General features: G+C 73.6%; 7 protein-coding genes. 3 read left to right on the top strand and 4 right to left on the bottom strand.

Translation table 11 applies throughout. The features are described from left to right. Window positions 1–170: 170 nt before the first annotated feature. Window positions 171–2,240 carry a tetracycline resistance ribosomal protection protein Otr(A) gene (otr(A), locus tag IH09_RS14570; protein ID WP_110952292.1) on the bottom strand — a complete coding sequence of 690 codons (2,070 nt, stop codon included), beginning with the start codon at window positions 2,238–2,240 and terminating at the stop codon, window positions 171–173. A 261-nt stretch (window positions 2,241–2,501) separates the two neighbouring features. On the opposite strand from otr(A), the gene IH09_RS14565 reads away from it, so the two are divergent. Continuing rightward, window positions 2,502–2,705 carry a hypothetical protein gene (locus IH09_RS14565; RefSeq protein WP_190233290.1) on the top strand — a complete coding sequence of 68 codons (204 nt, stop codon included), beginning with the start codon at window positions 2,502–2,504 and terminating at the stop codon, window positions 2,703–2,705. Here the strand turns inward: IH09_RS14565 and treY are convergent. Continuing rightward, window positions 2,676–5,135, bottom strand: a complete 2,460-nt coding sequence (treY, locus tag IH09_RS14560; protein ID WP_052856654.1) for a malto-oligosyltrehalose synthase — start codon at window positions 5,133–5,135, stop codon at window positions 2,676–2,678. The two genes, IH09_RS14565 and treY, sit on opposite strands and share 30 nt — an antisense overlap. Window positions 5,136–5,235: 100 nt before the next feature. Continuing rightward, a complete protein-coding gene (gene glgX / locus IH09_RS14555; RefSeq protein ID WP_052856653.1) occupies window positions 5,236–7,455 on the bottom strand; it encodes a glycogen debranching protein GlgX in 2,220 nt (739 codons plus the stop codon). Window positions 7,456–8,009: 554 nt separating this feature from the next. Here glgX and IH09_RS14550 point away from each other — a divergent pair. After that, a complete protein-coding gene (locus IH09_RS14550) occupies window positions 8,010–9,269 on the top strand; it encodes an SAV2148 family HEPN domain-containing protein (protein ID WP_110952291.1) in 1,260 nt (419 codons plus the stop codon). 75 nt (window positions 9,270–9,344) lie between these two features. Here IH09_RS14550 and IH09_RS14545 read toward each other — a convergent pair whose 3' ends face one another. Continuing rightward, the gene (locus tag IH09_RS14545) at window positions 9,345–10,253 is read right to left on the bottom strand and encodes an SDR family NAD(P)-dependent oxidoreductase (RefSeq protein WP_052856651.1); all 909 of its coding nucleotides are present in this window, start codon (window positions 10,251–10,253) and stop codon (window positions 9,345–9,347) included. 209 nt (window positions 10,254–10,462) lie between these two features. Between IH09_RS14545 and IH09_RS14540 the strand changes: the two genes are divergently transcribed. Further along, window positions 10,463–11,176, top strand: a complete 714-nt coding sequence (locus IH09_RS14540; RefSeq protein WP_052856650.1) for a 3'-5' exonuclease — start codon at window positions 10,463–10,465, stop codon at window positions 11,174–11,176. Window positions 11,177–11,182 lie beyond the last annotated feature (6 nt).

Below are 11,182 nucleotides of genomic sequence, written 5' to 3'. Positions count from 1 at the left end.
CCGGCATGAGGTCGCCGGAGACCCCGCGCGGGCGGAGTGGCCGTCCGACACCGGCCTGGCACGGGGCGTTGCGCGCCAGGCACCTTCCCGCGCGGCTCGGAACCCGTCGATGCCGTACGGCCAACTCACCTATAAATCAGTCGACTTGGCCATCCGGAGGGACCGGATGTTCAGCGCGCCGCCGGGTCCTCCGCGCCCCTCCCTCGCAGCGGGCGATCGCCCGAAGGGTGGGACGTCCACACCCCCTCACCGTGCGTCAGTCCGGGCAACAGCCCCTCGATCTCCGGGACATGGCGGGCGGCGAGCGCGCCACTGAGCAGCCAGGAGTGCCGCCCGCCGGACGCCTCGCCGAGCTCCGCGCCCAGTGCGGCGAGCCGGGCGGTGACCGGGGCGAGCGCGTCGAGCGGCAGCTCGGCCTCGAAGGCGTGATACGGCTCGTGGACCCGGGTCCCGGCCCGGTGCAGCGCCCGCAGCAGCACCTCGGCGGTCACCGTACGGAAGTGCCCGGCCGTGCTGACCGGCCCGACGAAACCGGAACGGGTCAGCACGACGCGGCAGTCGGTCACCGCCCGGCCGTGCGGCCCGTCCCGCAGCGTCGCCAGAACGGTCTCCTCGACGGCCTGGTGGAAGCCGTGCGGGAGCGCGCCCAGTTCGGTCTCGTAGGCGAAGACCGGCCCAGAGTCGCGCGGCCCCGGCTCGACGCGCAGGCCGACCGTCGCCCACGGCCCGGTGTGGTTCCTCCGGGCGATCTCGTGGCACGCCTCGCCGACCCCGGCCGGGCGCTCCACGCACACCACCCGGCTGGGCGCGAAGTCGGCCTCGACGCCGTACTCGTCGGCGAGGGTGGCGGCGATGATCTGCTTCTGGACCTCGCCGTGCAGCAGCACCGAGGTCGCGCCGTCGGGTGCGGGGCGGACGTGCAGCAGCGGGTCCTGGTCGGCCAGCGCCAGCAGCGCCGTGCGCAGGGCGGCGGCGCGCGCGGGGTGCCGGGCGCGGACGAGGGCCTCCAGGGTGGGGGCGGGGAACAGGGCGGCCCCGGCGGGCCCGTGGGCGGCCGCGTCCGTGGGCGCGCCGTCCCCCACCGGCCCCAGGCGGTCGCCGGTACGGATACCGGGCACCCCGCGCAGCACCGCGATATTGCCCGCGGTGAGCGGCCCGTCGGCGCCCGGCTCCCGGCCGATGACGTCGAGCGAGGTGATCCGGCCGGTCAGCGAGGTGTGCGCGCCGTCCGCCGTACGGCGGTGCAGCGCGATCTGCTGCCGGGCCAGCAACTGCCCCTGGAACAGCCGGACATGGGCCGTGCGCTCACCGTTCGGCGGCTGCTGGACGGCGAACACCGTGCCGTACGGTGCGCTGCCGGTGCCCACCGTGGCGGGCGGGATCAGCCGGACCATGCCCTCGATGAGCGCGCCGACGCCCTGCCCGCCGAGGGCCGAGCCGAAGTACACCGGGTACACGGTGGCGTCGGCGGTCCGGGCGGCCAGCGCGGTGCGCAGCAGCTCCGCGGTCGGCGGCGGTCCGTCGACCAGGCAGGCCAGGACCGTCTCGTCCGCCTCCGCGAGCGTCTCGGCGAGCCGGTCGCGGACCGCCGGATCGTCCAGCGCGCGGACCGTCACCCGCGCCCGCGGCGTGCCGAGGTCCACAACGTCCGTCATCGGGACGGCGACCGGGGCGAGGGTGCGGCGGATGTCCGCCAGCAGCGCGTCGCTCCGGGCACCCATCCGGTCGATCTTGTTGACGAAGAGCAGTGTCGGCAGCCGCAGCCGCCGCAACGTCTTCATCAGCACCCGCGTCCTGGCCTGCACGCCCTCCACCGCGGACAGCAGCAGCACGGCGCCGTCGAGCACGCCCAGGGCGCGTTCTACCTCGGCGATGAAATCGGAGTGCCCGGGGGTGTCGATGAGATTGACCTGGATGTCGCCGACGGTGAAGGAGGCGACGGCCGAGCGGATGGTGATGCCGCGCTGCCGCTCCAGCTCACCGGTGTCCGTACGGGTGTCGCCGCCGTCGACGCTGCCGAGGCGGTCGATGGCGCCGGTGTCGAAGAGCAGCCGCTCGGTGAGGCTGGTCTTGCCCGCGTCGACGTGGGCGAGGATCCCGATGTTCAGGGTGTGCCGGACGCGGCGGGGGCCGCCGGCGTCGCGGGTGTCGTGGTGCGTGCCCGTGCCGGGGGTGTGCGGCCGGGCGGAGGTGTCAGCGCGGTGATCGGCGGCGCGCGGGGTGGTGTGACGGGGCTGCATGGGCGGTCGAGACCTCGAATACTGTCGTCCGGAAGGGGCGCTGAGTAATTCGGAGGTTTCGGCGCATGCGGTGCTCCTGAGGTCACGGTGGTACGTACACGGGCATGGTGCCAGGCGGACACGGGAACGCAACCGATTTACCGCCGCGCCGTTCCCCGTGTACCGCCGGGCGGCCGCCTCCCGGTGTCACCCGCGGCACGGACGCGTGGTCCACCGGAGGTGACGGGAGACGCCAGCGTCCGCGTAGCCCTGATGGCGGCCATGAACGCACCGGCCCCGACCGCGCCGCCGTCCCCGTCGAACGGCCCCGGCGGCATCGCCGTCTTCCGCCGCGTCGAACCGGCCGGGACGGCGGCAACGTTCACCGGGCCGCCGCGCGCGGCGGGTGACGGCCGGAGTCCGCTGCCCGTCGGCTGCCCGTCGGCCGAGCGGCGCTCACTCCGCCACGAACAGCGCCACCGGTGACAGCTCCAGCAGCTCGCGCACCCCCACCACCGCGCCGCCCGCCACCTCGCGGCCGGTCAGCAGATCGCGCCACGGGCCGCCGGGCGGCAGCCGCAGCGATGTGTCCCACCAGCCGCCGGTCTCCACCAGGCGCAGCGACAGCCGGGTCGCCACCGCCACCGCCCGGCCGCTGCGGCAGAAGGCCACGCAGTGCTCGGCCGCCGGGCCCTCCGCGTGCAGCGGTGCGTAGGACGCGCCGGCGCCGAACCACTGCGGGTGCATCCGGCGCAGCCGCAGCGCCGCGGCGGTCAGGCGCAGCTTCTCGCCGGACAGATCGTGCGGCGCGGCCCCGCCGTCCAGCTCCGCGAGGAGTTCGGGCCGCAGCCGCGCGGGCCGCCGGTTGTCCGGGTCGACGAGCGCGGTGTACTCCCGTTCGCTGCCCTGGTAGACGTCCGGCACCCCCGGCATGGTGAGGTGCAGCAGCGTCGCGCCCAGCACATTGGCGCGGATGAACGGGGCGAGTTCGTCGTCCAGCGCGGTGAGCGGCCCGGCCGCCGGACCGCACGGGCCGCCGCGGACGAACTCCACCACGGCGTCCTCGTATGCCGCGTTCCGCTCGGTCCAGGAGGTGCGCAGCCCGGCCTCCCGTACGGACTTCAGGACGGCGGCCGCCACCCGCTCCGTGGCCGCCGCGCCGCGGGCGGACCCGGGCGGGCCGCCGTCCGCCGGGCCCAGCCCGAACGCGGTCTGCCAGGCCAGCCAGGACACCATCGCGTCCACCGGGACCGCACCGTCCGCCGCGCTCACGCCGCCGCCCGCCACCTGGCCCAGCACGTCCCGCCACCGGTCCGGGCACTCCGACAGCACCGCGAGCCGGGCCCGCACATCGGCGCTGCGCTTGGTGTCGTGCGTGGTGAGCACCGTCCCGGTCGTCGGCCAGTCCCGCTGCGTCCGGGCGCAGAACGCGTGGAACGCCTCCGGGCCGAGCGCGGGCTCCCCGGGATCGCCGCCGACCTCGCAGGCCGGCAGCAGCACCGGATAGCGGTAGAAGGCGGTGTCCTCCACGGACTTGGCGTGCAGCGCGGAGGCGGTCTGCGCGAACCGCGCGGCGAACTCGGCGCAGTCCGGCCCGTCCCCGAACAGACCGAGCGCCAGGTCCCGGACCAGATCCACCGCGTGCGCCTCCTCGGCCACCCGGAACGCGGTCCGCGCCCGCACCGCGGCCTCGCCGAGCATCGCCGCGTCCTGCTCGGCCCGGTCCGCGTCCGGCTCCGCCGCGTACGGGCGGTAGACGGGCAGCCGCACCAGGAGTTCACGGATCGCGTGGCGCAGCGCCCAGGGGGCGTGGTCGCCGGGGTGCGGAACGCGTTCGCTGATCCGGGCCGCGGTCCGCACCAGCCGCTCCACCTCCGCGGCCAGCTGGTCCGTGACGACCTCGTACGCGGCCCGGCGCACCGTCTCCTCCCAGTCGCCGCCCTCGTCGGCCAGCGGGGTGACGAAGTCGCGGTAGTGGGAGAAGAGCCGGCCGGCGCCCTGCGGGCAGACGAAGAGCCCGTCGATGTGGCGCAGTGCGTCGTAGCCGGTGGTGCCCGCGCAGGCCCAGCCGGCCGGCAGCCGCTCGTCACCGGTCAGGATCTTCTCCACGACCGTCCAGCGGTTGCCGGTGGCCGCGCGCAGCCGGGTCAGATAGCCGCCCGGGTCCACCAGGCCGTCCGGGTGGTCGACGCGCAGCCCGTCGATGACGCCCTCCCGGACCAGCCGCAGCACCGTGCCGTGCGTCGCCTCGAACACCGCGGGGTCCTCGACGCGCAGGCCGATGAGCTCCGAAACGGTGAAGAAGCGGCGGTAGTTGAGCTCGCTGCGGGCCAGCCGCCACCAGGCGAGGCGGTACCACTGGGCGTTCAGCAGCCGGGGCAGCGGCAGCCGTTCCGTGCCGGGCCGCAGCGGGAAGGCGTGCTCGTGGTAGCGCAGCACACCGTCCTCGACGCGGAAGTGCCGCGTCTCGTCGCCGAGCCGCCCGCCGAGCACCGGCAGCAGCAGCCGGCCGCCGTGCCCGGCGTCCCAGTCGATGTCGAACCACCGGGCGTACGGGGACGCCGGACCGTTCTGCAGCACGTCCCACAGCGGCCCGTTGAGCGACATGGGCGCCGGTACGGCCATGTGGTTCGGCACGATGTCGACGATCAGACCCAGCCCGTGCGCCTTGGCCGTCGCGGCCAGGGCCCGCAGTCCCCGTTCGCCGCCCAGCTCGGCCCGTACCGCCGCGTGGTCCACCACGTCGTAGCCGTGCGGGGAGCGGGGTACCGCCTCCAGCACGGGGGAGAGGTGCAGATGCGAGACGCCCAGCGCGGCGAGGTGCGGGACGGTTCCCGCGGCGGCGGAGAACGGGAAGTCCGGCTGGAGTTGCAGCCGGTAGGTGGCGGTCGGTGACGGACTCGATGGCTGCGTCATGGGAACACCCGTACCCCGCTGGCGGCTGGTTGCTTCATTCGAGTTGGTGTTTCCTCCGGGCCGCCGCGGCGGTGCGCGCGGCGGGTCCTGGCCGTGGCCACTACGCGGGCCGCGGGGAGGGCCGCTGGAGCACCAGCAGGCTCCGTCCGCAGAGCGTCAGCCGGTCGCCGGCCTTGACCTTGGCACCGCCGCCGCGCGCCGCCGCCCGCGGCCGGTCGGTGTCCACCACGACCTGCCACTGCCGGCCGTGCCGCGCCGGAACCGTGAACTCCTCCTCCTGTTCGTGCGCGTTGAACATCAGCAGGAAGGAGTCGTCGCTGATCGGTTCGCCGCGCGGCCCCGGCTCGGAGATCGAACTGCCGTTGAGGAAGACCGTCAGCGATTTGGCGTGCACGGACTGCCAGTCGCGCGGCCCCATCTCCGCACCGCCGGCGGTGAACCAGGCGATGTCCGACAGCTCGTCGCAGGCGCCCTCCGCCGGGTGTCCCTGGAAGAACCGCCGGCGCCGGAAGACCGGATGGTCGCGGCGCAGCCACACCAGTTGCCGGACGAACTCCAGCAGCTCCTGCTCCTCGTCCGCCGCCACCGCCGCACCGGCCTCCCCGGTCCCGTCGGCATCTTCGGTCCCGTCGGTTCCCTCGCCCTCATCGGTACCGGCCGTCCCGGTGGCCCGGTCCGGCCAGCGCACCCAGGACACCTCGTTGTCCTGGCAGTACGCGTTGTTGTTGCCGCGCTGGCTGCGCCCGAACTCGTCGCCGTGGCTGAGCATCGGCACGCCCTGCGACAGCAGCAGCGTGGCGATGAAGTTCCGCATCTGCCGGGCCCGCAGCCGCCGCACCGACGGATCGTCGGTCGGCCCCTCCGTCCCGCAGTTCCACGACCGGTTGAAGCGTTCGCCGTCCCGGTTGTCCTCGCCGTTGGCCTCGTTGTGCTTCTCGTTGTACGCGACCAGATCGTGCAGCGTGAAGCCGTCGTGGCAGGTCACGAAGTTCACCGAGGCGATCGGCCGCCGCCCGTCGGCCTGGTAGAGGTCCGAGGAACCGGTCAGCCGCGACCCGAACTCCGCCAGGGTGCGCGGTTCGCCCCGCCACAGGTCCCGCACGGTGTCCCGGTACTTCCCGTTCCACTCGGTCCACAGCGGCGGGAAGTTCCCCACCTGATAGCCGCCCTCCCCGAGGTCCCACGGCTCGGCGATCAGCTTCACCTGGCTGACGACCGGGTCCTGGTGCACCAGATCGAAGAACGACGACAGCCGGTCCACCTCGTGGAACTGGCGGGCCAGCGTCGCCGCCAGATCGAACCGGAAGCCGTCCACCCGCATCTCCTGCACCCAGTAGCGCAGCGAGTCCATCACCAGTTGCAGCACCTGCGGGCTCCGCATCAGCAGGGAGTTCCCGGTGCCGGTGGTGTCCGTGTAGTACCGCCGGTCGTCCGAGAGCCGGTAGTACGAGGCGTTGTCCAGGCCCCGGAAGGACAGCGTGGGACCCAGATGGCTGCCCTCGGCGGTGTGGTTGTAGACCACATCGAGAATCACCTCGATACCGGCCCGGTGCAGCGCCCGCACCGCCGTCTTGAACTCCAGCACCTGCTGCCCGCGGTCGCCCCAGGACGCGTAGGCGTTGTGCGGGGCGAAGAAGCCGATGGTGTTGTAGCCCCAGTAGTTCGTCAGCCCCGCGTCCACCAGCCGGTGGTCCTGGACGAACTGGTGCACCGGCATCAGCTCCAGGGCCGTGACCCCCAGCTTCGTCAGATGGTCGAGGATCGCGGGGTGCGCCAGCGCCGCGTAGGTGCCGCGCAGCTCCTCCGGCAGCTCGGGATGGCACATCGTCAGGCCCTTCACATGGGCCTCGTAGAGCACCGTCTCGTGGTACGCGGTGCGCGGCGGGCGGTCGTCTCCCCAGTCGAAGTACGGATTGACCACGACCGAGGCCATGGTGTGCGGCGCCGAGTCCAGGTCGTTGCGCGCCTCCGGACGGCCGAAGTGGTAGCCGTAGACCGCCTCGTCCCAGTCGATCCGGCCGCTCATCGCCCGCGCGTAGGGGTCCAGCAGCAGCTTCGCGGAATTGCAGCGCTGCCCGCGCTCCGGCTCGTACGGCCCGTGCACCCGGAAGCCGTAGCGCTGCCCCGGCATCACCCCCGGCAGATACGCGTGCCGTACGAAGGCGTCGGTCTCGCGCAGCTCGACGGCGGTCTCCGAACCGTCGTCGTGCAGCAGACTCAGCTCGATACGTCTCGCGGCTTCGGAGAACACCGCGAAATTGGTGCCCGCCCCGTCATAGGTGGCACCCAGCGGATACGTCTGTCCCGGCCAGACCTGCATGCGTAGACTCTTCCACTCTCTCGTCGGGGGCTGCGGCGACTCCACGACACGCGTCCGCGGACCGAATCGGAATCTTTCCCCAACTTCTCGAACACAGTGGGACCTTCGCGAGATTTTCGCTGAAAGGTGGGCAATCTGTCGCCATGTCGGATCGTCCTACCGGAGGATCGGGCGACGGCCGTCTCCGCCTACTGCACATACGAGCCGGTCACCAGTGACAATCCGGCCAGCCGCGGACCGGCGCCGGTGCGGGCGCCCGCACCCGGGTCAACGGCGGGCCCGTGGACCACCCCCTCGCGTGAGGTGCCGTCGGTCACCCGCACCGGCCGCCGGCGCGGGCCGGAAACCGGTGCCGGACCACCGGCGGGGCCCCCGGCGGGCGCCGCGCGGCGGCACCGCTATGAATCCGCTCACTCCGCCCGCGCGGTCCGGCCACAACCGCCACCGAGGGCAAGGGGAGTTGGCAGCCGACTCGATCCATCCTGCTGCACCGCCTGCCGCGCCGCAGTAGTCTGCCTTGATCGTTGGCACGGGGGTTCGGAAGGCGGTGGCGGGTGAGCGGCGGGCTGGAGTTGCCCCCTGGTGACGAGGGTCACGAGGGCCACGAGGGCGGCTCCGCCGACGCACCGCCCGGCGCGGTGTCGGTGGCGCGCCCCCTGGAGATCGGGGCCGAACTCGACTGGGGCGCCGACGCCTGGACCGAGGTACGCACCCGGGCCCGGCGGGCCGGCCGCGCCTACATTTGGCTGAATCTCGTCGAGCAGCGGCTGCGGGCCGTCGTCTCGGCCGTCCTGCGCCCCGTCTACGAACCGGTGCACGGCGACGAATGGGTCATCGCCGCGGCCGGCCCCGCCGGTCAGGAGTGGGTGCAGCGCGCGGTCGCCGTCCGCGAGGTCAGCCGCCGCAAGGGCTACCTCCTCGACCCCGCCGACGACAACATCGTCAGCTTCCTGACCCTGCCCCAGCTGCGTGAGCTGATGGTGCAGCACTGGCCCTGCTTCGAGCCGTACTTCGACGACCGCCGCGATGTCGAACTGGCCCTGGACGAGCTGGAGGTCGCCCGCAACATTGTCTCCCGCAACCGGGCGCTGTCCGAAACGGTCCTGGCCCAGGCGGAGCGCGCCTCGGCCCGGCTGCTGGACATATTGGGCTCCGGCACCGGCACCCGCACCTCCGGCCGGCTCCCCATCGACGCCGTGGAGGACCTCGTCGGCGACCGCTACGCCGACGTCGTCGGCGTCCACTCCGACCGGGTGCGGCTCCAGCGCCAGCTCCCCGCGGAAGACCTCTTCGGCGGCGCCCGCCGCCTGGACGCCGTGGGCATAGGACTGAACCTCCTCGTCCAGAACTACTCCGGCCGCCGCCTGGTACGGCTCGCCGAGTCCGGCTGCCGCGTCCGGCTGCTCTTCCTCAACCCCGCCAGCAGCGCGGTCCGCCGCCGGGAGCGCGAAATCGGCCTGAAGAAGGGCGAGATGAGCCGCTCCATCGAGATGAACATCCTGCACATGCGGCGGGTGCGGGCCCAGCTGCGCGACCCGGGCGCCTTCGAGATCCAGGTCTTCGACGAGACGCCGCGCTTCACGGCCTATCTCGTCGACGGCGACGGCCCCGACGGCCTGGCCGTCGTCCAGTCCTACCTCCGCAAGAGCCGTGGCATGGAGGCCCCGGTCCTCGTCCTGCGCGGCAGCGGCCGGGCGGTGGTCCGGCAGGACGGCCGGGACGGGCATGCGGGGCGTGACGGCGAGCACGGCCTCTTCGAGACGTATCGCGAGGAATTCGAGAGCGAGTGGGCCGACTCGCGGCCGGTGTCGTAGCGGCGGGCGCCCCGCTGTGCGGCGCCGGGCGGGCCGGTGTCGTGCCGTCCCGCCCGGCCGCTCGGTGCGCGCCGGTTACGGCGTGCCGGTGATGCCGCCGTCGACCCGCAGCTCGATGCCGTTGACGTAGCCGGCGAGCGGGCTCGCCAGATAGGCGACCGCGGCCGCGATGTCCTGCGGGCGCCCCAGCCGCCCGGTCGGGTTCGGCGCGTACGCCGCGACGAGCTCCGCCTCCACGGGTCCGGGCCCGGACCGGACCGGCGCACCGGAACGGGTCACCGGTCCACGCCCGCCGCCGCTCTCCGTCACGTCCCTCGCGTCCGTCACACCCATCTCGTCCGCCTCGTCCGCCTCGTCCGCCTGGTCCGCCTCGTCCGCCGCTGCCGCCCGCTCCTCGAACATCCGGTGCAGCGACGGCGTGCTGATCACGCCTGGGCTCACGCAGTTCGCGGTGACTCCGGTCCCGGCGAGGTGCCGGGCCAGGCTCGTGGTCATGTTCACCACGGCCGCCTTCGCCGCCGAGTACGTGACCATCCGGGGCAGCGGGGTCCGTACCGCCCGGCTGCCGATGGTGATTACCCGGCCCCAGCCGTGCGCGCGGAGCGACGGCAGCAGGGTCTGGGTGACGCGTACCGTCGGCAGGACGTTCCCCTCGAACGCGGCCCGCCAGTCGGCCGGCCGGGCGCTGTCCCAGTCGTGCTCGGTGAACGGACCTGCGTTGTTGACCAGAATGCGCGCCCCGAAGTCCCGTGCGGTGAGCGCGACTTGTTCGGCGACGCCCGGCTCGGTCAGATCGCCCAGCACCACCTCCGAGCGGACGCCGCGGAGCGTGACCCGCTCGGCGACGGCGGCCGCGGCCGCGGCGTTCCGCCCGTGGACGAGGATGTCGCACCCCTCGCCCGCCAGCGTCTCGGCGATCGCCGTCCCGATCCCCGAACTGCTGCCCGTCACCAGCGCACCGTGTCCTGCCAGCCGTAGGTCCATGGCGGCCAGCGTAGGGGCGCTCGGCGGACCGGGGCGGGGGCGCGGCGACGGTGACCGGTTCGCGTCGGCCGGGCCGGTGGGGGCGGGCGCGGCTGGACCGGGTGCCGGGACGGGGCGGTGCGGGGCGTGCGGGGCCGGGCCGGTGGATTGTCAGTGGTGCGTGGGAGAGTGGGCGAGCAACGGGGGACGCACCACCGAAGGAGGCCGCCATGAGCTGGCATCAGGAGCTGCTGGTCAGCTTCGACCTGGAGACGACGGGCACCGATATAGAGCGGGACCGTATCGTCACCGCCGCGCTGATCCGGCTGGAGGGGGACGGCCGGGCGGTGGACAAGCGGTCCTGGCTGCTCGATCCGGGCGTGCCGATTCCCGAAGAGGCGACGGCCATTCATGGCATATCGACCTCATATGTCCAAGAACACGGCAGTTCGCCGGTGACCGCGACGGAGGAGATCACCGAGGCGCTCGCCGAGGCCCTGCGCGCGGACATCCCGCTCGTGGTGATGAACGCGCGGTACGACCTCTCGCTGCTGGACCGCGAATGCCGGCGCCACGGCCTGCGCACGCTCTCCGAGCGGCTCGGGCACATCCCGGCGCCGGTCGTCGATCCGCTGGTCCTCGACAAGCACGTGGACCGCTACCGCAGGGGGAAGCGTGCGTTGCAGGCCCTCTGCGAGCACTACGGCGTGCCGCTCGACGCCGCACACGAAGCGGGCGCGGACGCGATGGCCGCGGCCGGGGTGGCCCGGCGCATCGGGGAGAAGTACCCGGCCGTCGCGCTGCCCTCACCCCGTGCGCTGCACGCCCTTCAGGAGACGGCGGCGGCCGGCCAAGCCGCCTCGTTCCAGGCGTATTTGCGGCGCTCCGGTGATCCGCGGGCGAGGGTCGAGGGGGCCTGGCCGCTGATCCCGTACCAGCCCTGAGCCGCG

This window comes from Streptomyces celluloflavus (genome assembly GCA_000720995.1).
Taxonomy (GTDB): domain Bacteria; phylum Actinomycetota; class Actinomycetes; order Streptomycetales; family Streptomycetaceae; genus Streptomyces; species Streptomyces celluloflavus.
Note: the sequence above shows the minus strand (reverse complement) of the source record. Positions and strands in the feature narration are given on the sequence as shown.